Below are 25,498 nucleotides of genomic sequence, written 5' to 3'. Positions count from 1 at the left end.
CCATGGCGATCCTGGTGGGGCGACAATCGCGCATCATCATTCAAGGCATCACCGGCGGTGTGGGCCGCAACCTGGCGCACCGCTTCCTTGATGAGGGAAGCCCGCTGGTTGCTGGGGTGTCGCCGCGCAATGCGGGGGGTGAGGTGGCGGGGCTGCCGGTCTATGCCTCCTGCTACGAGGCCGTGGCCGAAGTGGGGGCGACCGCGTCCTTCATCTCCGTGCCAGCGCCGCACATGCGCGATGCAGCGCTCGAGGCGATCGACGCCGGGATCAAGACGATCGTTGGCTATGCGGAGGGCGTGCCGATGCTGGATGCCCTGCATATGGCTGCTTGTGCCAAGGCGCGAGGTGCATGCCTGATCGGCCCCAATGCCGCCGGCTGCATCAGCCCGGGCGAGGCCAACCTATCGGATCTGAACGGTGCATTACTGCGCCAGGGGCGTATTGGCATCGTATCGAAGAGCGGCACACTCACCTATGAGGTGATTGCCGATCTCAACCGCCACGATCTCGGCCAAAGCACCGTCGTCTGCCTCGGCGGTGACCCGGTCATCGGCACGAGCCATCGCGACGCGCTGGCGCTGTTCGAACAGGATGATGACACGGACGCGATTGTCGTGATTGGCGAGATCGGCGGCCGCTCGGAGCTCGATGCGGCAAAGTTCATCCGGACAATGAACAAGCCGGTGATCGCCTATATTGCCGGCCGCCATGCCCCACCGGGAAAACGCATGGGACATGCCGGCGCGCTCATGGGGGCGCCGGACGAGAATGTGCCCGGCAAGCAAGGCGCCTTGCGCGCGGCCGGTGCCTTGGTGGTCGACAGCCTCTTCGAGATCGGGGACGCGACGCGCCGGATCCTTTCGGGCGAGAAAACAGAGAAGCCCCGTGTCGATGCGTGAATAGGAGCATTCGTTATCAGGAAAGGGGTGGGACCCATGACAAAGTCTTTGTTCTCCACGACCCGCCGCGATCTCCTTGCCGGAGCGGCCGGCATTAGCGCGCTGAGCGCCATGGGCATGACCTGGGGTTCGGCAAGGGCGGCCGAGAGCCTGGTGGTGGCGGATCCCGGCGGTCCATTCAAGGAGGGCTATGGCGCAGCTTTCTACCGCCCTTATCAGGAACAAACCGGCGTCGAGATCGTCAATATTGCCCGCGAGCACCAGCCGACCAGTCATGTCCGTGCCATTGTGGAAACCAAGAATTACAGCTGGGACGTGGTGACCATCACTCTGGGCGACCAGGTGATGCTCAGCGGTCTTGGCATGCTGGAGAAGCTCGACTGGTCCGACCAGAACATGAAGGACATCATGCCGGAAGCCCGGCAGGATGACTGGATGGGCGTTGATGTCTATGCCACTGTGATCTGCTTCAACAGCTCGACTTTCGGCAACAAGGTGCCGCAGTCCTGGGCCGACTTCTGGGACGTGAAGGGCTTCCCCGGCCGGAGATCCCTGCGCCGCAGCCCGATCGACACGCTGGAGATTGCGCTTCTGGCGGATGGTGTCGATCCCAAGCAGCTTTATCCCATAGACTATGACCGCGCCTTCCGCATGCTCGACAAGATCCGCCCCGATATTGCGGTATGGTGGACCGGCGGTGCCCAGACCAGTCAGATGCTCGAATCGGGCGAAGTGGATATGATCGCCACCTGGAACGGCCGCGCCCAGACGGTGATCGATGCCGGCAAGCCCGTGGGCATAGGGTGGAACCAGGGTCTTTATTCCATCGAGGGCTGGGCTATTCCGAAAGGCAATCCGAAGGCAGCCCTGGGCATGCCGTTCATCGCGTTCTGCGCCGACCCCAAGCGGCAGGCGGAATATACCAAAACCCTGGCCTATGGCCCGACCAACCCGAAGGCCTATGACTACATTCCGCCGGAACGCGCCAAATATCTGCCAACCGCGCCCGAACATGTAGATAAGCTGATCCTGGCCAACCAGGACTGGTGGGGTAAGCACAAGGACGAGGCCGAGCAGAAGTTCAATGAATGGCTCTTGTCCTGATCCTTAGCCGCGGGCCCAAATGCCTGCTGTCCGGCATGCCGCCGACGCGCCTTGCGGAGGGATGTGATGAGCCGAGCACGCAATGGTGAGGATCTCCCAGCAGTCAAACTCGCCGTCAAAGACATTTACAAGCGCTTCGGCAACTTCGTGGCTCTGGCCGGGCCGGCGGTGGATCTAAGGGCAGGCGAGTTCCTGACCCTGCTCGGCCCGTCGGGCTCCGGCAAGACCACGCTGCTTCTCACCATTGCCGGACTTGTGAAGCCGGATGACGGCGAGATCCGTATTGATGGCGAGCCGGCGACCTACCTGCCGCCGCATATGCGCGATATCGGCATGGTGTTCCAGAACTACGCACTGTTCCCGCATCTCACGGTTTTCGAGAATATCGCTTTCCCCCTCCAGATGCGCCGCCGGTCCTCATCGGAGATCAAGACAGCGGTCAACCGCGTGCTGGAGGTGATCCGCCTGCCCGAGCTTGGCGATCGGTATCCCCGCGAGCTTTCGGGAGGGCAGCAGCAACGGGTGGCGCTGGCGCGCGCGCTTGTCTACGAGCCCTCCATCGTGCTGATGGACGAGCCACTGGGCGCGCTCGACAAGAAGCTGCGCGAGCAGCTGCAGCTCGAAATCAAGCGGCTGCATCGCGAGCTCCGGCTGTCGGTTCTCTACGTGACCCATGACCAGGAAGAAGCGCTGGTCATGTCCGATCGCATCTGCCTCATGCGCGAGGGGCGCATCGAGCAGATCGGCACGCCCGACGAACTCTACTTCCGGCCGCGCAGCCTGTTCACGGCGGATTTCCTGGGCGAATCGAATCTGCTGCCCGGCCGGCTCATCGGTCGCAACGGCACCTATGGCGAGGTCGAGCTGGACGGCGGCTGCCGGGCCGAGGGCACGCTTTCCGATAAGGGGCTCTCACCCGGCGATAGCGTCAGGCTGATGATCCGGCCAGAAGCACTGCGTCTGTCCGCGGGAGAGAACGACCGCAATATGCTGCGCGTCCACTTCCGCGAGGCGGTCCTCAGCGGCAGCACCAGCAAATGGTTCTTCTGCGGCCCGGCCGACCAGGTGGTGATCGCCCATGTTCTGACCGACTGCAACGGCACACAGCCGGGGCAAGGGGCGGAGATGACATTGAGCTGGCGGCGCGAGGCCTGCGTGGTGCTGCGCGATGGCTGAGATCGCCCTAACCCAGACAGCCCAGAACATCAGGCCGCGGCGTTGGTTGAAAATCTGGCCGCTGCTGCCGGCGATGCTGTTCCTGGCCGCCGCCTTCGTCTATCCCGTGCTGTTATTGCTCGGCACCAGCTTCGTCGACCGGAGCGGGGCGCTCACCCCTGAGCACTATGTCCGCCTCGTCGATTCCACCGTTGTCGTCCGGGTGCTCATCATCACCTTCGAGCTTGCCGCCTGGACCACGGTCATTTCGGTCATAGCCGGGTACCCCGTCGCCTATCTGCTCACCACGCTCAAGCCCAGCCAGCGCAACCTGCTCGTCATCTTCGTGCTCATGCCATTCTGGACGAGCTTCCTCGTGCGCACCTTCGCCTGGATCGTGCTGCTCGGTCGCAACGGTGCGCTCAACCAGCTGCTCGGTTTGCTCGGCATCACCGATCCGCCGAGCTTCATCTATAATTTCACCGGTGTGATGATCGGCATGGTACATGCCCTCATGCCGCTTTGTGTGCTGACCATGCTGTCGGTCATGGAGAATATCGACCGCAACCTGACCCGGGCTGCTGCAACGCTCGGCGCACGTCCGGGGTCGGGCTTTTGGCGCATCTATTTCCCGCTGTCACTGCCGGGCGTTGCCGCCGGTGCGCTCTTGGTGTTCATCACCGCCCTGGGCTTCTTCATCACGCCTGCGCTGCTCGGCAGCGAGCGGCAGACCGTGATCGTTCAGCTGGTGATCTTTCAGATCAAGGAGATGCTGAACTGGGGCTTCGCGGGCGCGATCGCGGTGCTGCTGCTCGTGGTCGCCCTGGTCATCTTCTATGTCTATGACCGGCTGGTCGGGCTCTCAACCCTCTCCGGTGGAAGCGCGCGAACCGGCAACAATACGCGAAGCGGCCTGCTGGGCCGGGTTGGCGGCAACCTCGGCCACTATTTGATTTTGACGCTTGCGGCCGCTACCGACGGGCTGTCCCGAGCGGCCGACCGCCTGTTTCCCCCGCGCGCAGATCGGCGGCCGCGGCGGCCCGGCCGGGCGCTGCTCTGGACGGTGGCCCTGGCGGTGATCTTGTTCCTGGCCCTGCCGGCGCTGTTCGTGGTGCCCGTGTCGTTCACGGAAGCAAGCTTCCTCAGCTGGCCGCCAGTCGGCTTTTCACTCAAATGGTATGAGAGCGTTATCGAGAACCCGCTATGGATCGGCGCCGCCTGGCGATCGCTGGTGGTGGCAACCAGTGCGGCGGCGCTAAGCCTGCTCATTGGCGTGCCGGCCGCCTTCTATCTCGCGCGCCAAGCCAGGTTCGGCAGCACAGCCCTGCTGGCCTTCCTGATCTCACCCATCATCATGCCGCATATCATCATTGCGGTCGCCCTGTTCTATGTCTTCGCCCGGATAGGCCTGGTGGGCACGACATTGGGCCTGATCATCGGCCATACGGTGCTGGCCATGCCCTATGTGGTGGTCACGGTGATCGCGGTGCTCAAGAACTATGACCAACGGCTGGACCAGGCGGCCTATACGCTGGGGGCCAGCAAGGCGCGCGCCTTCTATTACATCACGCTGCCGCTCATCCGCGCCGGCTTGATCGCCGCCTTCATGTTCGCGTTCATCGTCTCTTTCGACGAACTGACCATCGCTCTGTTCGTCACCAGCGGTCAGGTCACCACGCTGCCGAAGCAGATGTGGGACGATGCGCTATTGCGGGTGAGCCCGGCGCTCGCGGCGGTCGCGACCGGCATTCTCGTGTTCATGACCGCCCTGATCCTGCTGTCGGAATATCTGCGCCGGCGAGGGCTGAGCCGGCGCTAGGGCGCTTGCGCCTTCTTTGAATCGCGAAGCCGCTCTATAGGGACATCACGACAGACTTCACCTCCGTATAGAGGTTGAGGCCTTCATGACCCTTCTCGCGTCCCCAGCCCGACTGCTTGAAGCCGCCGGTGGGCAGAGCTGCATCTACCGAACCATGGATATTAATGCCGATGCGCCCGGCGCGGATGCGCCGTGCCATCTTGTGAGCCACGCTGAGATCGCGCGTCCAGATGCTGCCGGCGAGCCCATAGATCGAATCATTGGCCTGCTTGGCGATACGATCGAGATCATCGTCATCGAAGCTCATTGCGCACAGCACCGGCCCGAAGATCTCCTCGCGCACAACCGACATATCGGGGGTGGTATCGGTCAGGATGGTCGGCGCGATGAAATAGCCCTCGTTGCCGACGCGCCTGCCGCCGGTTGCCACCGCGGCACCGGCCGCCTTACCCTGCTCGATGTAGTCCGAGACCCGTTCGAGCTGCACCTGGGAGATGACCGGCCCCATCTGGGTCCCATCATCGAGGCCATGGCCGACGCGGATCTTCTCCGCCTGCTCGGCAATGCCTTCAACGATGCGGTCGAACACTTTCTTATGCGCGAAAAGGCGCGAGCCCGCCGTGCAGACCTGGCCGCTATTGGCGAAGATCGCCTGAGCCGCGCCAGGCACCGCAACCGACATATCGGCATCGGGGAATACGATCACGGGCGATTTGCCGCCCAACTCGAGCGATACTTTCTTCAGATTGCCGGCCGCAGCCTTCACGATGATACGGCCGACCTCGCTCGAGCCCGTGAAGCCGACCTTGTCAATGTCGGGATGTGCGGCAATCGCCGCCCCGGCGGTCGGACCAAAGCCGGTCACAATATTCACAACCCCGTCAGGAATCCCAGCCTCCTGAATCAGCTCACCGAAGCGCAGCGCTGTCAGCGGTGTCTGCTCGGCGGGCTTCAGCACCACGGTACAGCCTGTGGCAAGCGCCGGGGCGACCTTCCATGCCGCCATCAGCAGGGGGGCGTTCCATGGAATAATCTGCCCGACCACGCCGACGGGCTCGCGCACCGTGAAGGCATGGAATGTGCCGGGTGTGGAAATGCTGAGCGTCTCACCGGTGATCTTGGTCGCCCAGCCTGCCATATAGCGGAACATGTCAGCGCTGAGCGGCACGTCGCCATTGCGGGCTGTGGCAAGCGGCTTACCATTGTTGAGCGATTCGAGCTCGGCGAATTCATCCACGTTCTGCTCAAGCAGATCGGCCAATCTCCAGATCATCCGGCCGCGTTCGCTGGGCGTGATGCGTCCCCACGGGCCGCTGTCGAACGCCTCGCGGGCCGCCTTGACGGCGAGGTCGATATCGGCGGCGTCCCCTTCCGCCACCCGCGCGATGGCCCGACCGGTGCCGGGATCGTAGGTCTCGAACATCTTGCCGGAAAGCGCAGGCACCCATTTGCCGCCAATGAGCAGCTTGTGCTCGCGGGTGAGGAAAGCCGCCGCCTTCTCACCGACTCGGGGATGAACGAACGGTTTATTCATGGTGACCTCCGCTATCGCGTCATGTCAGCGATTCCGGGGAACCGCTGCTGTGGCACATGTCGCCTCTGCGACCGCGCCTTGTTTGAATGACTCAAGCGTGTTCATACGCGACCTGCGCGGCTCGTCAATCAAGTCAGACTGCCGCATCCCACTGGGCTGCCGAAATTCTACTGTCGCAGCATCTGGGCGGCGAGTTTTTTTGAAGCCGAATTCAGCCCCGCCGATAGCGGGCCAGCGAAGCCGCCCGTCGGATGGCTGCCGTCAATGCCTCGCCGGCGACCGCGAGCTCGCCACTGTTGTCAATCTCGATCATATCTCCGAGATCAGCGGGCTTCAGTGAAGCCCGCTGCAAGCGCAGTTGTACGTCATGCGCAGTTTCTCGCCGTCGCGAGGCGAGCCTTGCCGCCAGGATCTCCGGATGGCATGTGATGTGGACAGCGATAACCCGTCTGAAGACAGAACGCATGGCGGGCAGCGCGGCGCGTGAGCCGTTCACCACCACGATGCCGCCCTTCTGGAGATGGCCATGCACCGCAACTGGAATGCCGTAATGCAGCCCGTGCGCCTCCCAGTCGACCGCAAAGGCGCCGGCGGCTCGTGCCGAGGCAAAGGCTTCCGGCGAGCACGTGTCATGGTCTTCGGCGGAGGCCACGGCCTCGCGCGTCACCATTCGGCGAACGAACAGGATCAACGGATCGGATGCCAGCCGTTGCCGGGCATAGGCGATCAGGCTGTCCTTGCCCGCACCGCTCGGCCCGACCACGGCGAGAACAACACCATCTCCTCCTGAAGGAGCGGTTTCAAAAAGCGGGCTTGCATCAGGCAACACGACGACCCTCGCGCCAGACCGCGCGCACAACCGGGACGCCGGCGTGACGGCGCACGCGAACCAGATCGGCACGCAACCCTTCAGCGATGCGGCCACGATCCTCAAGACCAACCGTACGGGCCGGCGTTGCACTGACCAGCCTGATGCCTTCCGGCAGGCTCATGCTGCCTTCATCCGCCAGCACGAAGGGTGCATGGATAAGGCTGAAGGGCACATAGTCAGACGACAGAACATCCAGCACGCCGGCATTGGCGAGCGCTCTCGCCGAAATATTGCCGGAATGGGACTTGCCGCGCACCACATTGGGTGCACCGAGCAGCACGGCCATGCCGGCCTCATGAGAGGCCTTCGCCGCTTCCATGCTGGTTGGGAACTCCGCCAACTTCACCCCAAAGGCCCGGGATTCCTCCACATGCTCTATCGTTGCATCATCATGGCTGGCGAGTGCAATGCCACGCTCCTTGCAGGCATCCACGATCGCCCTGCGGTGGGGTGCGGCGTAGCGCGCCGACTCCTCGATACGCCGGGCAATGAAGCGTTCGAAATCCGTGTCGTTCAGGCCGCGCTTCTTTCTGTAATAGAGCGTGTATTGGTCAAGCGTTTGAAACTGGCGCTGGCCCGGCGCATGATCCATCAAAGACGCGAGCCTCACCTGCGGGTCGGTCCGGAAATCCTCGAAATGGTCGAGAACGTCCCTGGCCGAGACCTCGCAACGCAGATGAATGAGATGGCTGGCACGCAGCCGATCCTCCGCGCTGGCGGTCTCGATCGCATCGGCAATCGCGCGCATCTCGCCCTTCTTGAAGCCGCTGTCCTCGTCTGAACCAAGGCGCAGGCAATCAAATACCGTGGTGATGCCGGAGCCGGCAACCTGCGCGTCATGAGCTTGCAGCGCCGCAATACTGTCCCAGAGAACGCCTGGACGCGGATTGTAATGGGATTCCAGATGGTCCGTGTGCAACTCGACAAGCCCGGGAATGATATAGTCGCCGTCCATATCGTCGGCCATGGCGGATGGACCGCGGTCGATTGCTGCAATCAGCCCGTCCCGCATGAGGATGGAGCCGGTGATGATCTCGCCTTCGAGCACGATCCGGGCATTGGTGAGAGCGAATTCTTGCGGCATGTCAGGCAGACTTTCTCGGCTGGGCCGAGCCGAAGCGATGGGTTGAGTGAACGATGAAATCGCCGCCCCGCTTGGGCTCGATAAAGACGGTCACCGCCTCGACAGGGACGGGACGGTCGAGGATGGGGGCGAAATGCGCGCGTATTGCTGGTTCGATCCGCCGAGCAAGATCTGGCTCGAGCGCGCTGGTGAGCGTCATGTGAAAGCGGAATTCGTCTTTCACATAGGGGTAGCCGAACCGGTCGATATAGCTGCGCTGGCGAGGTGTCAGGCACGCCGGCCTGCGCCGCTCGATATCGCTCTGGATGAGCGGCGCCCGCAAGGGGTTGAAATGATCGACCGCGCTCGAGGCCAAAGCGTCCATCTCTTGGCACGGCATTGCGGGGGTCAGCGCAAGGAAATTGCCGATGCGCGTGACCTCGAGGCGCGGTATGGCGAATGGCGTGCAAGTTTGCGCGAGATGCCGAGCCGCTTGCATCACATCGTCTTCTTGGATGCCATCGCGCAGCCGGAACGGCGCCACCAGGGTCGCATGGAATCCGTAGCGGCGCGGCGCGGCGGTCACCTGCTCGAACTCGGCGTCGGTGAACCCAGCCGGCACTGCCCTGTCCACGGGTTCGCCGGTCCACGCGTTGCGGCCGAGCCAAGCTTGCGCTGCAGCAGTCAGCGGGTCTTCGGCATCCGGTGTGAAATAGATCGCATAGCGCATCAGAGGGCTAACTTGCGCAGCTGCTGTGACAGAAGATCGATCAGGGAGACCGTCACCAGCATGATGATCAGCATGGCCGAAGCCTCTGGGTAATAGAAGCCGCGGATCGATTCGAAGAGGACCTGCCCGATGCCACCGGCGCCGATCACGCCCAAGACGGTTGCGGCCCGCACATTGGATTCGAAGCGGTAAAGCGCAAAGGACATCCACAGCGGTATGACCTGCGGCACGACGCCGAACACGACCTCCTGAAGCCGCGATGCGCCAGTGGCCCTAATGGCTTCAACCGGCCGAGGATCGATTGCTTCGACCGCCTCGGAGAAGAGCTTTGCGAGAATGCCAGTCGTGTGCACGAAGAGCGCCATCACCCCGGCAAATGGGCCAAGGCCGACGGCGACGACGAACAGCACGGCGAAGACGAGCTCATGGATAGATCGGCAGGCATCCATGAGGCGACGCATAGGCTGGACGATGGTCCAGGGCGCAATGTTGCGCGCCGACAATATGCCGAAGGGTATAGCGAAGACTGCGGCAAGAAATGTGCCCCACAGCGCGATCTGGATGGTAACCACCATCTCGTGCATGTAGTAGCGCCATTCCGAGAAGTCCGGATGCGCGAAGCCGCTGGCATATTGGGCCATATTGTCGGCATCGGTGAACAGCAGCGTCCAGCGCGACATCTCAGCCGGGGCCCAGCTCCAGACAAGCAGCAGGGCGAGCATGATCCAGCTCAAGGCCGTCCAAGCGCTGCGTGTCCAGTCCCGCTCCACTTCCGGGCGGGTCATGTCGGGATTGGTGATCTTTGCGGTCTCGTTCATCTTCGGGTCTCGACCGAGTGGGCCGACCGCATCCGGTTGGTCGCGGCCGGCTCGAGCAAGGGCTGTTAAGCGAGCCCGTGCGGTAATCAGCTCTGGGTCGATTTGAGCTTTTCTTCGAAGGCGGCCTTCTCAGCCTCGAGCTTCTCGATCTGAGCCTTCTTGTCGGCCTCCGAGAGGGAGGTGTCCGCCTGGACCTTGGCGATCGTCTTCGTCAGCTCCATGACGCGGATCGGCAGGAGCTGATCGTTGCTGGAGGGCCTGAAGGGCGCCCATTCCAGACCGGCAAGCACTTCCTTCTCATGCGCCACATCGCCCTTTGAAGCCTCGGTGCCATAGGTCAGGAAGAAGTCCTTGAGCTTGGCTTTGGTCTCTTCCGGCAGGTCCTTACGCCAGACCAGCGGATCGGACGGGATCAGCGGCGACTTCCAGATGACCTTCACCTTGGCGAAAGCGTCCGGCGCGTTCTTCTCCATGATCGTCAGATTTTCAGTATTATTGGTGGCGGCATCGAGCTGGCCATTGGCCACCGCCATCGCATTGGTTTCGTGATTGGAGTTGGTCACGTTCTTGAAGCATTGCTTCGGGTCAATGTTCTTGGCCGCGAAGACGAATGTGGTGGGCACCAAGAAGCCCGAGGTGGAGTTGGGGTCACCGAGGCCGAAATTCAGCGACTTGTCGCATTTCAGCAGATCATCCAGCGAGTTCACCTTGCTGTCCTTGGGCACGAGGATGACGGACCAGTAGCCGGGATTTCCCTCGACATTGACGGTCTGTGCGAATACCTCACCGTCGGCCCGGTCCACGGCCTCCATCGCCGACTTATTGCCGTACCAGGCGAGCTGAACCTTGCCGAAGCGCATGCCCTCGATCACGCCGGAATAGTCGGAGGCAAAGAACGGCTTCACCTTAAGGCCGGTCTTCTCCGACAGATCGGCCAGCAGGGGCTCCCATTTCGGCCGGAGATTCTGCTGGGATTCCGTGGAGATGATGCCGAAATTGATCTCTTCGGCGATGGCTGTACCAGATAGGATGAAGGCGAAGGCGGCAGCCGCCGCGCCCTTCAGAAAAAGGTTCATGACAAGCTTCCCTGTTCGTGTGGTTGGTTAGGCATAGGCCGCAACGCGCTCAGGCTCCGTCACGCGCTTCGGGTTTGCCGGCTGCAGTGGCGCCTCCGGCAAAATCAGTTCCTCGGAGTTGGCCCCATAGAGATCGACCAGCATCTGGTTGGTCAGCTCCGATGAGGGACCATCAAAGACGATGCGCCCGTCACGCAACGCGACGGTGCGCGGGCAATAGCGCCGCGCATATTCGACTTGATGCAGCGACACCACGCAGGTGATCTGCTCGTCCCGATTGACGGCGGCGAGGATCTCCATGACGCGCCGGGCGGAGGAAGGATCAAGCGAGGCGATCGGCTCATCGGCGAGCAGGATATTCGAGCGCTGGACCAAGGTCCGGGCGATCGCCGCCCGTTGCTGCTGGCCTCCGGAGAGCGTCGAGGCGCGCTGCCAGGCCAGTTCGGGAATGCCGACGCGGGCGAGCGCTTCGCGAGCGCTTCTTTTTTCTGCCGCCGTGAACAGGCCAAGCGTGCCGCGCCAGGATGGGATGCGGCCAAGATTGCCGAGCAGCACGTTGGAGAGAACGGATAGCCTGCCCACCAAGTTGAATTGCTGAAAGATCACGCCAATGTTGCGGCGCATTTCGCGGGCTTGCGCCGAGAGCCGGCCGCCATCCTGGATCGGCATCCCTAAGACATTGACCTTGCTCTGTCCCGCCTGGCCGATTTCCAGGCCGCAGATGTGACGAAGGAGCGTGCTCTTGCCCGAGCCAGACGCGCCGATCAGAGCAACCATCTCTCCGCGCTGAATATCGAGGCTCACATTGTCGAGCGCCCGTTTCTTGCCGAAGCTCTTGGACAGATTTCGAATGGAGATGGCGGTCATTAAGTCCCTCCTTCCATCGGTTGGACCCGCATGTATGGCGACGAGATTTGAGCTGACCTGCCGGTGATCAGCGTGCCGGATCCGGGCAGGCGCACCCATTTCATCAAGCGGTTAGCCCAGCCACATGAAGGGCAGTTATCACTGCCATGTCAGTTTGATGACGTTTCACAAAGAACGCTCACGCGGCCCGCCTTTTCGTATCGCTCAAGGAAGGCCTCGGCGGTCAGTGTGCGGAAATCGTCCAGTGCAGCGCGCAGCTGATCGTGCGGCCAGTCCCACCAGGCCAGGGCCTGCATCCGCTCGGCAATCGCATCGGGAAAGCGCTTACGGATGAATTTCGCCGGAACGCCACCAACGATGGTGTATGGCGGAACATCCTTGGTCACGACAGCTCCCGCACCGACCACCGCGCCATCACCAATGGTCACGCCGGGCAGAATGGTGGCGCCATGCCCGATCCATGTGTCATGACCGATGAACACGCGCCTCGCGCGGCGGGCGGCAAAGAAATCCGCCTCATGCTCGGCATCGTCGAAATAATCGGACGCGCGGTAGGTGAAGTGATGCAGGGTTGCCCGCGACATTGGATGGTGCGTCGCGTTGATCCGCACGGAGGCCGCGATATTGGCGAATTTGCCAATGGTGACACACCAGCTTTGGCAATTCTCCATGACGTAGGAGTAATCGCCGAGCTCGGTCTCGACGAGGCGGCCGCCCTCGGCGACCTCCGTGTAGCGACCGAGCACGCAGTTCTCGAGTTTGGCCGTGGGGTGGATGACGGGGATCTCGGACAGGCGGGCCATCAGGCAGCCCTCCGGGGCGCGAAGGCGGTCACATCGATCACCACATCGGCGACCGCATTGCGCACATCGGCATCGTGGAAAATTCCGAGCAAGGCGACACCGGCCTGCTTCTTCTCACCGATCATGTGGATCACGACGGACCGGTTCACGGCGTCCAGCGACGCGGTCGGCTCATCAAGGAGCAGAATGGGATGGTCGGTGATGAAGCCACGCGCGATGTTCACGCGCTGCTGCTCACCCCCCGAAAACGTGGCAGGAGGCAGGTTCCATAACCGCTCCGGCAGATTGAGCCGGGCGAGAAGACCGGCAGCGCGGTTTTGCGCTTCCTGCCGCGAGATACCGCGGTCGATGAGCGGCTCTGCAACGATGTCCAGCGCGCTGACACGCGGCACCACGCGCAGGAACTGGCTGACATAGCCGATCGTCTCCCGGCGAAGCTCAAGAATTGTCCGCGGCTCGGCCGTCGCGAGATCAACCTGTCGGCCGCGATGAGCGACAAGGATCTGCCCGGCATTGGCGGCGTAATTGCCGTAGAGCATTTTGAGGATCGAGCTCTTGCCGGCACCGGAGGGACCGCCGAGCACGGCGCATTGGCCGGATAGCAAGGCGAAGTTCGCATTGGCGATCACAGGCAGTTCGATGCCGCCGCGCAGATGCATGGTGAATGTCTTGGCAAGGCCGGAAACGGTGAGGGCATGGTTCATGATGATGCGACCTCAGACCTGCAGGATGGAGGAAACGAGCAGCTGGGTGTAGGGCGCCTGCGGGTCATCGAGCAGGCGGTCGGTCAATCCATGCTCGACAATGCGCCCATCCTTCATCACCAGCATGCGGTGCGAGAGAAGACGCGCCACGGCGAGATCATGGGTCACGATCACCACGGCAAGACCGAGTTCACTGACGAGGCCGCGCAAGAGGTCGAGCAATCTTGCCTGCACGGAAACATCGAGGCCACCGGTTGGCTCGTCCATGAACACGAGCCGCGGTGCCGTGACCAGATTGCGCGCGATCTGCAGACGCTGGCGCATACCGCCGGAAAAGGCGCGCGGCTGGTCATCGATGCGGTCCGCCTCGATCTCGACGCGGGCCAGCCAATCGGTTGCGGTCGCGCGGATCATTCCATAGTGACGGTTGCCGATCGCCATCAGCCGTTCGCCCACATTGGCGCCAGCCGAGACGGTCATGCGCAAACCGTCCGCCGGGTTCTGGTGGACGAAGCCCCAGTCGGTGCGCAACAGGAACCGGCGCTCCGCTTCGCTCAAGCCGTAGAGGTCGCGCATCTCGCCATCGCGCATGCGATAGAAAGCAGTGCCGGTGCTTGGCGCCAAACGGGTCGAGATGCAGTTGAGCAGGGTTGTCTTGCCTGAGCCGGATTCACCGACAACCGCCAGCACTTCGCCCGGCCAGATATCGAAGCTCACATCGGTGCAGCCGACGCGTGTACCATAATGCTTGCTCAGTGAGCGGACCGATAGCAGCGGCAGCGGCTCGTGCGTGCCATCAAACTCTTTGGCCAGAGGGGCAGCGAATGTCATCACGCAGCCTCCCCCGCCATCTCGCCGCGATGGCCTTCGGCCCGCCGCCTCTCGCAATGATCGGTATCCGAGCAGACGAACATGCGCCCGCCCCGATCATCGAGCACGACCTCGTCGAGATAGACCTGCTCGGCGCCGCAGAGGGCGCATGGCTTGTCGAAGCGCTGTACCTCGAAGGGATGATCCTCGAAATCGAGGCTCACAACGTCAGTATAGGGAGGCAGCGCGTAGATGCGCTTCTCGCGGCCTGCCCCGAAGAGCTGCAAGGCTTCCGACATATGCATCTTCGGATTGTCGAATTTCGGCGTAGGCGACGGGTCCATCACGTAGCGGCCCTCAACCTTCACGGGATAGGCATAGGTGGTCGCGATATGGCCGTTGCGCGCGATGTCCTCATAGAGCTTCACATGCATGAGCCCGTATTCCTCGAGCGCATGCATCTTTCGCGTCTCGGTCTCCCGAGGTTCGAGAAAGCGAAGGGGCTCGGGGATCGGCACCTGATAGACGAGCACCTGGCCCTCGCGCAGCGGTGTCTCGGGGATACGGTGGCGGGTCTGGATGATTGTGGCATCCGCCGTCCGCGTGGTGGTCTCGACGCCAGCAACCCTTTGGAAGAACTTGCGGATCGAGACGGCATTGGTTGTGTCGTCGGCACCTTGGTCGATGACCTTGAGAACGTCCCGGGGACCGAGGATGGCGGCGGTGACCTGAACGCCGCCCGTGCCCCAGCCATAGGGCATCGGCATTTCGCGGCTGGCGAAGGGCACCTGATAACCGGGAATGGCGATCGCCTTGAGGATCGCGCGCCGGATCATCCGCTTGGTCTGCTCGTCGAGATAGGCGAAATTATAGGTTGAAGCTTGGGGCTGGATGGTCATTCCGCCGCCTCCCGCGTTTTCATCGCGCCTTCGGCACGAGCGCTTTCATGTTCCGCGCGCATGGTGCGCACCAGGTCGAGCTCAGCCTGGAAATCCACATAATGCGGCAGCTTCAGATGCTCGACGAAGCCGGTCGCCTGTACGTTGTCGCAATGGGAGATCACGAATTCCTGGTCCTGCGCCGGTGCGACGATATCCTCGCCCAGCTCGTCCGCGCGTAAGGCGCGATCGCAAAGGGCCATGGCCATTGCCTTGCGTTCGGACTGGCCGAAGACCAGGCCATAGCCTCGTGTGAATTGCGGGGGTGCCTTGGCCGATCCCTTGAACTGGTTGACCATCTGGCATTCCGTCAGCTGCACGCGGCCGACCGCCACGGCAAAGCCGAGTTCCGGCACGAAGACCTCGACCTCCACCTCGCCGATGCGGATCTCGCCCGCGAAGGGATGCGAGCGGGCGTAGCCGCGCTGGGTGGAATAGCCGAGCGCCAGCAGGAAGCCTTCATCGCCCCGGGCCAGAGCTTGCAGGCGCGTGGCGCGGGACAGCGGGAATTCCATAGGCGTCTGGTTGATATCGCCAGGGGTGCTCCTGCTGTCAGCATCTTCCTCGATCAGACCTTCGCCACCGAGGATGTCAGCAATGCGCATGGGCGGCTCGGCCTCGCAGTCGCGCAGCTCGGCCCCATCGACCTCCGGATCCCCGTCGAGCTCTTCGTCGAGCAGCCGATGGGTATAGTCGAAGGTCGGGCCCAGCAGCTGGCCGCCGGGCAGGTCCTTGTAGCAGGCGGAGATGCGGCGCTCGACCAGCATGGCGCCGGTATTGACCGGTTCGCTATAGCCGAAACGGGGCAGCGTGGTGCGATAGGCCCTGACCAGGAAAATCGCCTCAATCAGATCACCGCGGGCCTGTTTGATGGCCAGCGCGGCAAGCCGGCGATCATAGAGCGAGCCTTCGCTCATCACCCGGTCAACGGCGAGTGCAAGCTGCTCTGCGATCTGGTCTAGTGTCATTGCCGGCACGGAACGGTCGCCGCGGCGGCGGTCGGCCAGCAGACGATGCGCGTTCTCGATCGCGACTTCGCCGCCTTTGACTGCAACATACATGAGGCTAGTCCTCCACTCGAACGAGTCGCGCCGAGCGCGGCAGGCAGGCGATCGCCTCGCCCGCGCACAGGATCAGATCGATGCCGCGGGGGAAGCGCCGGGCGTTGCTGCTCCATTGCGAGGCAAAGTCGGCCGGCAGGCCTAAAGGTGCAATCGATGCCTCCCCGGGGATGCCCGGGCCGCGGAATGTGAGGAGAGGACCGCCTGCAAGGCTCTCGAGCTGCAGCACAAGTGTTGCCGAGCGGTCAGGATATTCGTGGCTGCCCTGTGCGAAGTCCTCCAGCGGCGGCATCCTGCTGGGATCAGCAATGATGGCGAAAGCCGCATTGGCGGATGTGCTCACCAGGCGCGCGCCGGATTGAAAGTTGAGCCAGGCCTGCAAGGCCTTGCTGCCTGCCAGCATTGGATCGAGCCAGACGGGCGTATCGCTGTCGATCAGCGTACAGGCAATCGCCCCGGCCAGAGCCTGCATCGGCGGCGGCGGCACTGCCCGCGCTGCCACTGGCGTGACCGTTGCTGGTCGCGCCATGGCATTCATGAGTGTACGGAAGGTTGCCTGCGCGTCGAAAACCGGCTGAGCAAAGCCGCCTTCGAGCGTATTCGCCTCAGCCAGCATCAATCCTCTCCCCGAACCATGGTGAAGAAATCAACGCGCGTCGCAGCCGTCTCCTGCCGGCGCCGTTCGTCTGCGTCATCGAGCTCGCGCTTGATTGGCGCGATCACCTGGGCATCGATGAAGGCGGCGGTCTCTGGGTTCTGGCACAGGGCGTCGATGAGCGCTGAGAGACGTGCCTTCGCCATATCGCGGCCGAGCGCCATGGCATGACCCACGTTGCCATCATCCAGCTTCACGCTCGCGCGGGTGACAGTCGCCTCGCCGATATTGAAGGCGTCACCCGTACCGCCGATCCGGCCGCGCAACATCACGAGACCCGATTCCGGACCACGCAGCACCCTGTATGCCGGCTCAAAGCCGAGCCCGTCCCAAAGCTCCTGCAATCGGCTGCTCTTGCAGCGCGCTAGCACCGCCATCCGGTTCCTTCGCGCTGCGATTATGGCTTCGGTGCTCATCACCTCTCCGATTTGTCTATTGATCTAGACAACCTAACGAATTACCCTACTCCTAACCGGGTTGAATGACAGACGGGTGACAATGGCCGGGTCGAGTGTAAAGAAGGCTGCGGTACAGCGCGGCGTCGGCGTTGCCCTGTGGCGACAGATTGCAGATGAGATCCGCACCGGCCTTGCCCGAGGCACCATGTGCGATCACGAGGGGCGCTTGCCTCCCGAGAGTGATTTGGCCGCCCGTTTCGGGGTCAATCGCCACACGGTAAGGGCGGCGATCGCCGCCCTTTCGCACGAGGGCGTGGTGCATTCGATCCAGGGGCGCGGCACTTTTGCGCGGCGGCGGCAGAAATTGGTCTATCCGATCCGCGAGCGGACGCGCTTTTCAACCGGGCTCGAACAGCAAGCACGTGATCGGCAGATTCAGCTTTTAGAGCACGCTCGTGAAGAGGCCATGACGGATCTCGCCTCTGCACTGGGCCTCAGGCCAGGGGATCCGGTTGTGCGGATCGAGACGCTCGGAACCGCGGATGGCGTTCCCGTCTCTCGGGCGACGTCCTGGTTCAGCGAAACCCGTTTTCCAGATATCGCTGCGGTCTTCGCGCGCAACAATTCGGTCACGGCGGCCTTACGGGAATTCGGCGTCAATGATTATCTGCGAGCCTCGACGAGCATCGAGGCACGTCATGCCGACGAGGTCGATACGCGCGATCTGCGCCTCTCGCCCGGCGCCATCGTCATCCTGACCCGTGCGGTCAACGTCGATCCTGCCGGCGCACCGATCCAATTTTCCCTGACACGCTTTCCCGCCGATCGGGTCGAACTCCTGGTCTGAGCTGGTGGCTAGGCGCGCAGTCCTGCGGCGTTTCTTAGTCGCGAGCGACCATCATCGCCCGTCCACTGCACCAATTGGCTTGCCGGCTCAGTATCGAAATGCGGCCGGCCGACCAATGCGTTGGCGATCACGGCGCTTCGCCAGGCCATGAGGCTGAGCTGCGGCTCGGCGATCCCATGACTGAAGCGGCCGCCATTGAGGACGAAGATGTGGCGGTTTGCTGGCCCGTCCCACTTTGCCGAGAAGTCGGAGGCCAGTCGAACGTGACCGTTATCATCAAGTGCCAGCTTCTCTCTCAAAGGCGCCAGGCATTCCGGGATTTCGTAGCGATAGCCGGTCGCGAGCACGATCATATCGGCCGAGAGCATCTCGATGCCGCCATCAAAGCCGTTGCGCATGACGAGACGCACTTCGTCGCGATCTTGGGTGAGTTCCAAAACCTCGCGATGGGGCAGCAGCCCGATCTCCGGCCCCGCCGAGAAATGCTTGAGTTCATAGATCCGGCGATAGATCGCACGGAGCGTTGAGAGGGAAATCCCATCACCTGCCAGCTTCTGGCGCATGACGGTGGCAGCCCGCCGCTGCTCGGCCAGCCTGTGAAAGCGCTCGACATAATGCGGCGTAAAGAACTCGTTCACGAAGGGTGAATCATCGAGGGGTTGGAAGTTCGGCCGCCGGCTGAGCCAGGTGATCTCCGCGCCGGCTCGAGGGGCCGAGAGCAGGTGAAGCATGATTTCCGCCCCGCTCTGCCCGCCGCCAATCACCGCGATGCGTCGGCCTTCCATATCCCCGAGCCGATGAGCGGCCTCTGATGAATGGAAGCCTTTGCTGCCGAGGATCAGCCGCGCCCAGTCAGGGATCTGAGGGACAAGTCCAACGCCGATCGACAAGTTTCGCGCAGTCCTCGTTTCATGACCGAAGGCGAGTGTGAAGAGCTCGCCATTGAAGCCGACCTCCCGCACCGCGCAGTTGAAGCGAAGTGTCGAGAGCCGTTCTGCGACCCAGGCCAGATAGCGCGCGAATTCCTGGCGCGGCACCGCTTCGAAATCGGCATTGAGGAATTCATAGAACCGCCTATGCGCCACGAGATAGGCGATGAACGACCATGGGCTTGTCGGGTTGGTCGCGGTGACGAGATCCTTCAGGAAGGAGGTCTGCAGTTCCACACCCGGCAACATCATCCCGGGATGCCAGTCGAAACGGGCATTGCGCTCGAAGAAGCGCACATGGAGCCCATCGATCGAATCAAGCTGAGCGGCCAGGCTGAGATTGAACGGGCCGATGCCAATTCCGGCAAGATCGAGAGTTGTCGTCATCGTGGCGAGGCTCCTAAGACGGCGGAGCGGCGCTCGGATGGGGTGGAGAGGAGCGCCGTTTCGGCAAGGTGGAGAGGGTTGTCGAGCGCCGTGCCCAATGCGGGCACCGGGCGGTCATTGGCATCGCCATAGCCGATGGCGAAGCGCACCCGGTTGATGGCAATGCGCGGCACCTTCGGCTGGAAGAGGTCAAACAGGGCGAAGCGCTGATCAAGCTCCGGATGCTCGGCTTGATAGCGCCGGAGAGATGCGGCAAGCGTCGCATAGAACAGGGTCTCGTCCAGGCCGTCATGAGCAGCAAGCGCTTCGGAGAGGAATCGCAGCACGCTGGCGAAATGGCCGGTCTGCAAGTGCTGGAGCAGATGAGCGGCCGGACGGCGCTTCAGTGTTTGCTTGACCGCTCCTGACAACGAGTCCAGCTCAGGAAAATCCTCATCGACCAGATCGACATCCCCCTGGAAATCCTTGACCGCGACCCCGACCGGCACAGCACCGTCGAGGATCACGGTCACATTCTGTCCATGGGCGATGAAGCCAACGCCATAGCGGCACATGAAATGATAGAGCGGCACGATAACAGCGGAAAACAGCCGATCAAGCCAAGCGCGAGCCCCAAGGCCGGATCGGGCGATAAGCGCGCTGGCGATGGACCTGCCGCCTGCGTCGCGCTGCGCGAGCGCTCCCATCATCATGGGGCGCTGGCCAGCGGGCAAACCCGCCTCGGGGCTCTCCCGCCAGATCGCGCCCAGCATTTCGCAGAACTGGTAGGGTGCATCGGGCACACGCCCGTAATGCGGATGCGGATAGAACGCGCCGGCAACCTCTTCCAGCACCTTCACCCCGCGCAAGACCGAGTCGCGCTTCGTGAGACCCACGAGCCAGCGGGAAAAGCCAGGGCCGATCGCCATATATTTGCCGGGTACGCCTCGCCAAGCGGATGTGTTCAGAATCGTGAGCGGGAGTTTGATGTGGAACGCCTCGGGGCGTCGCGCATTCGCAAGCGTGCGCAAGGATTGCTGAGGAAGGAAGGGATCACCGAACGTGCCGAGCGGCACAAGCCGGCCCGCTGCCACTTCGCCCGCAAACTGCGCAGCGAGCATCGCCTGCCACTGCCAGGGATGGGCCGGCAGAAGAAGGTGGGACTTAGCGGAAACGCCAGCGGCCAGGCAGGCCTCAGCGAGCCGCGTCCGCTCGGCCTCGTCGAGCGCTGCGCTCAGCAGCCTCTCTTCGCTCATTCCCCCGGCAAGGGAAAGCTCGCAGGCGTTGCGTGCGGCTGCGAGCCAGAAGAGCTGAATGCTGCGGCCAAATTCCGGCGCATAGGCTGCGAAATCTTCAAGGCCCCAACCGAGACGCCCTTTATTGGCGGGCGCCTTGGGATGGCCATCCAGGAGCTGCTGCAGGCAGGTGTCGGACAGCCCTGCGAGATCATCTGCCGTAAACGGCGCACGCGCAGCAAAGACGCGCGCATCTGCCATCAGCGTGTTGTAGAGCTCCTTGGCATAGGTGCAGAATGTGGCGGGCGAGATGCCAAGCGCCTCTCGCGCATCCGCGAGGAAGGCTATGGCGTCATCGACGGGCCGCTCCTCCTTGCCCTCCCAGCGCACCAGACTTTCCTGCCGGATAGTGAGTTGGCCCCAGATGCGGCGCACCGCCTCGAAACGGTACTCGATCCCGGCAGAAAGCTGCAGCGCCCATCGTGTTTCCGCTTCATCGAGCGCCAGCGGAACGAATGCCTCCTCATAGGCGAGCTCTGAAAGTGCTTTGGCCGCCGCGGCCCGGTTCATCCTCCCCCAGGTCGCGACATCGACCGGCCTACCCTCGGGCAGGGGTCCGCGCATCACAGCGGCACCTCCCGGAAGAAGCGCTCACGCTGGCAGCATACGAGAGCCGCGCGTTTATGGGGGAAGTCGAACTCCTTGATTTTCTCGTAGGCCGTTTGCGCCGCATAGCTCAGCATCTTCTTATGAGAGGCACGCGGCTCGCCCATGATGCGGCGGGTACGCGGCTCGTCCAGGAAGAGGTAGTGGGTGACGGAGCGGAACAACGCATGGGTTTTCGGCCAGCCAAGATGGCGAGCATTGCCGACGAGGCCGTGCCAGCCGCGGTCGAAATCCTCCGGCTCGTAATAGGGACCCAAGCGGTCTTCTTTCGCCCAGTAGAATTCGAAATAGCCGGCGGGCTCCCCGTCGAAACTGGCGATCACGCCGAAAATATGCGGATCAGCTTCCTGCTCGGCGAGATAGGCATCGAGCTCCTGCGCGCTCTTGGCAAGTTCCCAATAAAAGGCGACGCGCCCCTGGTTCATCCAATGGTGGAAGAGGCCGAGATCGGAACGGCGATCGATCGGCCGCAGTGATACAACGAGATCAAGCTCCGGCAGCCAGCGCTCATACATGATGCCGGACGGCCGCGGGGGACGCAGGGGCGGGAGCCTGTCCTCAGGTCCGATTGAGGAGCGCAGCAGGGGATAGGCCACATGCGCCTGCTGCCGGCGCCAGAGCAGTGGCAACTGCCGGAAGACTATCCGGTAGACGACCGCCCGTTTCTCGCCCGAGACAGGATCGATGATCGTTTCGGTGGCGAGCGCGGCCGTCGCAGCAAGGTGCTCGGCTGAGGGCAGATGGACACGCGTGATGCCGGGCAGGCGAAGGAACACGGCATCAATTAGCGCTGCCAGCAGGTGTGCGGCATCTGGCCGTGAGGGCTCAAGCTGCACAGCGCTCAGCTCGGCAAGATCAGGGTTATTATGCGTAAGACGCGCGGCCGCCGCTATCTCCCCCGCGCGTCCAGAAAGGGTAAGTGTACCGTCCTTGTCCAGGCGCACCGCCATTCGCCCGTTACCGGAGCTTGGGAAATGCCAGGTGACGGTATCCAGCCGTTGCCGAGCTTCGGCGGAGGAAAAGTCTTTGGTTCCAGGCTGCACGGTCATGAGATCACCTTTGCGCAAGAGGATTTGCGAGCTGGACGTAAGCTGCGAGCGGGTCCGTCACGTCCGTGTTCTCGTTGACGTTGCCGAGCGAGAGCATGAAATTGCCCTTAGCGCCGATGGTGGGTGAGGACAGCAAGTGGTCGAGGCACGTCCGGCTCTCCAAACCGCTGGAGGCGAGATCCTCAAGGAAAGCGCGGCACTGCGCGAAGAGCCGGTCTTCATCGGCAAGTCCAGCGGCGCCCAGCGCGCCGACCACCGCAAAGACACCGTTGACGAAGAGGTAATAGCCGACAATCCGGGCAGCCGTCTCAGCGTCGAACACATGATCTTTGTCCGAACCCGCTTCGGGCAAGTGCTCCCGGAGCATCGGCAGAAAGCTGCTGAGATAGCCCGTGCCTTGGCAGTCACGGAAATAAAGGGCGTCCGGCCAGCCATCGCGCAGACCGAGAACGAGGTTCTGCTGATGCGCACCGAAGAGCAGGCCGAAAGCACCCTGCGCCACCAGGAAAGGCTCGACGGCAATGCCGAGGAAGCGCTGAAACCACCGCTCTGCGACCTCGGTCGGCCTTTCACCTTCGGCCTTGGCGGTCCGGTTGATGAGGTCGGCGAGATGGCTGCCGCGCTCATCGGGATGGCGCTCGCAAAGGGCCGCAAGCACGGCGGCGGGTTGCTGGTGCTCGCCCATGAACGGGTTCTCACGCAGCGTCACCATCGTCTCTCTGATGAGCGGCCCATCCCGCTCGCGCAGCGCAAGCCAGGCGGGTTCGCCCATCACGTGGAAGCGCGGGCAGCGGGCCTTCAGCGCCTGCCCAACCGGACCCGTCATCAAACGGTGTATGGCAAGCCCGCGCGCGCATTCATGCGCCTCGATCAGACGGCGCGAATTGGTCAGGCGCAGGCTCAGCGAGAATTTCAGCATCCATGGCGCAGCCGAGGAATGCACCGCGCGCAGCGAGCTGGTCGCCCGAAACGAAGGACCGCCGAGGCCGAGATCGGTGATCAAGCCATCGCTCATCATCCAGCTGATGGCGGGATCCTGCATAAGCCGAGCGGCCTGCCAGGGGTGGATCGGTAGAAGGTTCTTGTTTGCCGCCTTTTCGGCACGGGCGGAGAATGCGGGATCTAAAGCCGCAAGCACGCGCATGGCTTTCGCCGCGTCCACCGGCGTCACGCTGCCGCTTGCGAACAAATCGGGGTCCACCGCCCACCAGCGGAGCGGAAAGCCATTGCCATATTCGGGGCCGAAGCGGAGCGAGTCCTCGTGGGTGAACTCGTCGCGGCTGCGCGGAGAGGGGTGGGCCGCATGGCCGAAACGCAATGCCTGTTCCGCATCGATGAAGGAGGGATCAGAGGCCATAAATGGCCGATCGAGCCCGCGCACTTGGCCGATTTCTGCAATGGCCAGTGCGCTGTCGATGACGCGGCGGAGAAAGATATGCCGCGCGCGGTCGGATACACGGCCACCGATATCCGGCTCGCGCAGCAGAAGCGTCACGAGATCGACAAAGGCGATCGGCTCGGGCGCGGCGCCGTCCCTGATGATCCGCATCGGAAAGGCAAAAGCGTGATAGCAGGCCTTGGAGAGGTGAGCGATCGGAACAAGCACGACCGCACAAGAGGCCGGTAAGGTAAGGCGCAGAACACTCCCGGCTGCTGAGGACATACAGGGCGTTTCAGCCGCCCCGATAATTCTCCATCCGCCCCATTCCCGCATGAGCGCGTTGAGAAAACGGCTCGCCGCAGGATCGTAATTTCCGCTCATTGCCGTCACTGTCATTGGTATTCCTGTAAGATTTTCTACTTACATATACTATTGATCATCGCTATTTATTGTTGAATTATATTTCGCATATACATAAATATTGAGAACTGAGTTTGGGGTATTCTAGGTGACTGAGCGCGTTGCAACGAAGAACAAGGCCAGGTCTCTGGCCGTTCAGCTGGCCTGTGCTGTTTCGACCATCGGCCTTGGCCAGTCCGCCTTCGTTGCGCTCGTGCCGCTCATTGCGGCTTTCACGGGTCTTGGCACGGCGGAAATCGGAATGGCGGCCGCGGCCGGCGCTATTGCTTTCGTGCTTGGCGCACCGGTCCTGGGCTCGCTGGGCGGGCGATTCGATCATGGGATGACCTTGCACATGCTCGGACTTGTGGTGCTTGCCGGCCAGTTGATCCTGGCCGGGCTGGTCTGGGCAGGACCGGTCGCACCGCTGCTCGGCCTTGCCGCCTTGATCACCTCGCGGCTGATCTATGGGTTTGGTGCCTCGGGCGTTACGCCGGTTGCGCAAAGCTGGGTATTGCGGCTCGCGAGCCCCCATGAGCGGCGATCGGTACTGGCGCTCATAAGCGCCGGGCTTGGAGCCGGGCGGATTATCGGCTCGGCAGCGGCGATGACAGCCAGCCTCGCGGCCCCACTTCCCTTCCTCATGCTCGTTTTGAGCCCGATGAGCCTGCTGCTGATGCCCGCGCGTGCCGCAACCCGAGGCCGGCAAGAGGGAAACCAGAGCTCGCGCGTCATGCCTTTCGACGGCCGGGTGCGGCCTTTCCTGGCGATCGGCTTTCTGCTCTCGATGGGCTTCGGCCAGGTGCACATCACCCTGGGGCCGTTGCTGCAGGCAAGCTTTGGCATCTCGGCCCAAGCTGCCACGACCGCGACCGGTCTTCTGCTCACGCTCACGGCAGCCACCATGATCCTTGTGCAGATTTTCCTTATGCCGCGCTTGGGGCTGGGGCAAAGGAAAAGCGTGGTGATCGGCGCAAGTCTCGTGGCTCTTGGCGCGCTTATTGTCGCCACCGGCGGCACTTACGCACTCGCAGCCGTCGGGCTCACGATGGGCGGCGTCGGAATGGCCCTTGCCTCGCCCAGCTATCTCGCCTGGCTCGTCTCGCGCATCGCTGCGGGTGAGCAAGGCTCTGCCACCGGCTGGCTGGCGAGCACCCATGTCCTTGGACAGGGCGCCGGGGCTTTGCTCGGCGGCTATCTCTTCACGATCGCGCCGCTCCTGCCGCTGGTGTCCTGCGCATGCGTGGCAGCCCTCGTCGCCGTGACAGCATTGGCCATGACATCCGATCGCCGAGAACCGTCGCAAAGCCTTGAGTGA

The 25,498-nt window shown here is 62.8% G+C and carries 24 protein-coding genes; 6 read left to right on the top strand and 18 right to left on the bottom strand.

All coding sequences use genetic code 11. The annotated features are described in order from the left end of the window. Positions 1-2 precede the first annotated feature (2 nt). The 4 genes from RCF49_RS13690 to RCF49_RS13675 all read left to right on the top strand — a co-directional run bounded on the left by RCF49_RS13690 (position 3) and on the right by RCF49_RS13675 (position 4,980). Positions 3-902 (top strand): succinate--CoA ligase subunit alpha, encoded by a 900-nt coding sequence (locus RCF49_RS13690; protein WP_342640441.1) that lies wholly within the window; start codon positions 3-5, stop codon positions 900-902. A 36-nt stretch (positions 903-938) separates the two neighbouring features. Further along, positions 939-2,006 (top strand): ABC transporter substrate-binding protein, encoded by a 1,068-nt coding sequence (locus tag RCF49_RS13685; protein ID WP_342640440.1) that lies wholly within the window; start codon positions 939-941, stop codon positions 2,004-2,006. A 66-nt stretch (positions 2,007-2,072) separates the two neighbouring features. Beyond that, positions 2,073-3,182 (top strand): ABC transporter ATP-binding protein, encoded by a 1,110-nt coding sequence (locus RCF49_RS13680; RefSeq protein ID WP_342640439.1) that lies wholly within the window; start codon positions 2,073-2,075, stop codon positions 3,180-3,182. Further along, the gene (locus RCF49_RS13675) at positions 3,175-4,980 is read left to right on the top strand and encodes an ABC transporter permease subunit (protein WP_342640438.1); all 1,806 of its coding nucleotides are present in this window, start codon (positions 3,175-3,177) and stop codon (positions 4,978-4,980) included. The genes RCF49_RS13680 and RCF49_RS13675 overlap by 8 nt, the downstream gene beginning before the upstream one ends. Before the next feature lie 34 nt (positions 4,981-5,014). Here RCF49_RS13675 and RCF49_RS13670 read toward each other — a convergent pair whose 3' ends face one another. The 14 genes from RCF49_RS13670 to phnG form a co-directional block, all read right to left on the bottom strand. Further along, positions 5,015-6,514, bottom strand: a complete 1,500-nt coding sequence (locus RCF49_RS13670) for an aldehyde dehydrogenase family protein (RefSeq protein WP_342640437.1) — start codon at positions 6,512-6,514, stop codon at positions 5,015-5,017. Between the two features lie 211 nt (positions 6,515-6,725). Further along, positions 6,726-7,343: a phosphonate metabolism protein/1,5-bisphosphokinase (PRPP-forming) PhnN gene (gene phnN, locus RCF49_RS13665; RefSeq protein ID WP_342640436.1), complete on the bottom strand. Its 618-nt coding sequence runs from the start codon at positions 7,341-7,343 to the stop codon at positions 6,726-6,728. After that, the gene (locus tag RCF49_RS13660) at positions 7,333-8,469 is read right to left on the bottom strand and encodes an alpha-D-ribose 1-methylphosphonate 5-triphosphate diphosphatase (protein ID WP_342640435.1); all 1,137 of its coding nucleotides are present in this window, start codon (positions 8,467-8,469) and stop codon (positions 7,333-7,335) included. The genes phnN and RCF49_RS13660 overlap by 11 nt, the downstream gene beginning before the upstream one ends. Before the next feature lies 1 nt (position 8,470). Then, complete coding sequence (locus RCF49_RS13655; protein ID WP_342640434.1) at positions 8,471-9,178, bottom strand: DUF1045 domain-containing protein; 708 nt, start codon at positions 9,176-9,178, stop codon at positions 8,471-8,473. Further along, positions 9,178-9,996, bottom strand: a complete 819-nt coding sequence (gene phnE, locus RCF49_RS13650) for a phosphonate ABC transporter, permease protein PhnE (RefSeq protein WP_342640433.1) — start codon at positions 9,994-9,996, stop codon at positions 9,178-9,180. The genes RCF49_RS13655 and phnE overlap by 1 nt, the downstream gene beginning before the upstream one ends. Before the next feature lie 86 nt (positions 9,997-10,082). Beyond that, positions 10,083-11,072 carry a phosphonate ABC transporter substrate-binding protein gene (gene phnD / locus RCF49_RS13645; protein WP_342640432.1) on the bottom strand — a complete coding sequence of 330 codons (990 nt, stop codon included), beginning with the start codon at positions 11,070-11,072 and terminating at the stop codon, positions 10,083-10,085. A 27-nt stretch (positions 11,073-11,099) separates the two neighbouring features. Next, entirely contained in the window at positions 11,100-11,939 is an 840-nt protein-coding gene (phnC, locus tag RCF49_RS13640) for a phosphonate ABC transporter ATP-binding protein (RefSeq protein ID WP_342640431.1), read from the bottom strand. Between the two features lie 149 nt (positions 11,940-12,088). Continuing rightward, positions 12,089-12,742, bottom strand: coding sequence for a DapH/DapD/GlmU-related protein (locus RCF49_RS13635; RefSeq protein WP_432807287.1), 654 nt, complete (start codon positions 12,740-12,742; stop codon positions 12,089-12,091). Further along, on the bottom strand, positions 12,742-13,446 hold the full coding sequence (gene phnL, locus RCF49_RS13630) for a phosphonate C-P lyase system protein PhnL (RefSeq protein WP_342640430.1): 705 nt from the start codon (positions 13,444-13,446) through the stop codon (positions 12,742-12,744). Before phnL ends, RCF49_RS13635 begins: the two co-directional genes overlap by 1 nt. Before the next feature lie 12 nt (positions 13,447-13,458). Continuing rightward, entirely contained in the window at positions 13,459-14,277 is an 819-nt protein-coding gene (gene phnK / locus RCF49_RS13625) for a phosphonate C-P lyase system protein PhnK (protein ID WP_342640429.1), read from the bottom strand. Continuing rightward, entirely contained in the window at positions 14,277-15,155 is an 879-nt protein-coding gene (locus RCF49_RS13620) for an alpha-D-ribose 1-methylphosphonate 5-phosphate C-P-lyase PhnJ (protein ID WP_342640428.1), read from the bottom strand. The genes phnK and RCF49_RS13620 overlap by 1 nt, the downstream gene beginning before the upstream one ends. Beyond that, on the bottom strand, positions 15,152-16,255 hold the full coding sequence (locus RCF49_RS13615) for a carbon-phosphorus lyase complex subunit PhnI (RefSeq protein ID WP_342640427.1): 1,104 nt from the start codon (positions 16,253-16,255) through the stop codon (positions 15,152-15,154). Before RCF49_RS13615 ends, RCF49_RS13620 begins: the two co-directional genes overlap by 4 nt. A 4-nt stretch (positions 16,256-16,259) precedes the next feature. Next, complete coding sequence (gene phnH / locus RCF49_RS13610; RefSeq protein WP_342640426.1) at positions 16,260-16,871, bottom strand: phosphonate C-P lyase system protein PhnH; 612 nt, start codon at positions 16,869-16,871, stop codon at positions 16,260-16,262. Beyond that, positions 16,871-17,326 (bottom strand): phosphonate C-P lyase system protein PhnG, encoded by a 456-nt coding sequence (gene phnG, locus RCF49_RS13605; protein WP_342640425.1) that lies wholly within the window; start codon positions 17,324-17,326, stop codon positions 16,871-16,873. The genes phnH and phnG overlap by 1 nt, the downstream gene beginning before the upstream one ends. Positions 17,327-17,408: 82 nt before the next feature. Here phnG and phnF point away from each other — a divergent pair, with 82 nt between their 5' ends. Continuing rightward, positions 17,409-18,155, top strand: coding sequence for a phosphonate metabolism transcriptional regulator PhnF (phnF, locus tag RCF49_RS13600; RefSeq protein ID WP_342640424.1), 747 nt, complete (start codon positions 17,409-17,411; stop codon positions 18,153-18,155). An 8-nt stretch (positions 18,156-18,163) separates the two neighbouring features. Here phnF and RCF49_RS13595 read toward each other — a convergent pair whose 3' ends face one another. From RCF49_RS13595 to RCF49_RS13580, 4 genes are read right to left on the bottom strand one after another with little or no spacing between them, the layout of a single operon-like run. Then, positions 18,164-19,471 (bottom strand): lysine N(6)-hydroxylase/L-ornithine N(5)-oxygenase family protein, encoded by a 1,308-nt coding sequence (locus RCF49_RS13595; RefSeq protein WP_342640423.1) that lies wholly within the window; start codon positions 19,469-19,471, stop codon positions 18,164-18,166. Next, the gene (locus tag RCF49_RS13590) at positions 19,468-21,309 is read right to left on the bottom strand and encodes an IucA/IucC family protein (RefSeq protein WP_342640422.1); all 1,842 of its coding nucleotides are present in this window, start codon (positions 21,307-21,309) and stop codon (positions 19,468-19,470) included. Before RCF49_RS13590 ends, RCF49_RS13595 begins: the two co-directional genes overlap by 4 nt. Then, positions 21,309-22,400: a GNAT family N-acetyltransferase gene (locus RCF49_RS13585; protein ID WP_342640421.1), complete on the bottom strand. Its 1,092-nt coding sequence runs from the start codon at positions 22,398-22,400 to the stop codon at positions 21,309-21,311. The genes RCF49_RS13590 and RCF49_RS13585 overlap by 1 nt, the downstream gene beginning before the upstream one ends. Before the next feature lie 4 nt (positions 22,401-22,404). Continuing rightward, the gene (locus tag RCF49_RS13580) at positions 22,405-24,177 is read right to left on the bottom strand and encodes an IucA/IucC family protein (RefSeq protein ID WP_342640420.1); all 1,773 of its coding nucleotides are present in this window, start codon (positions 24,175-24,177) and stop codon (positions 22,405-22,407) included. Between the two features lie 112 nt (positions 24,178-24,289). On the opposite strand from RCF49_RS13580, the gene RCF49_RS13575 reads away from it, so the two are divergent. Further along, the gene (locus RCF49_RS13575; RefSeq protein WP_342640419.1) at positions 24,290-25,498 is read left to right on the top strand and encodes an MFS transporter; all 1,209 of its coding nucleotides are present in this window, start codon (positions 24,290-24,292) and stop codon (positions 25,496-25,498) included.

Origin of the sequence: Rhodoligotrophos sp. CJ14 (genome assembly GCF_038811545.1) — a bacterium.
GTDB classification, from domain to species: Bacteria; Pseudomonadota; Alphaproteobacteria; order Rhizobiales; family Im1; genus Rhodoligotrophos; species Rhodoligotrophos ferricapiens.
This window is presented reverse-complemented; position numbering and strand designations above follow the sequence as displayed.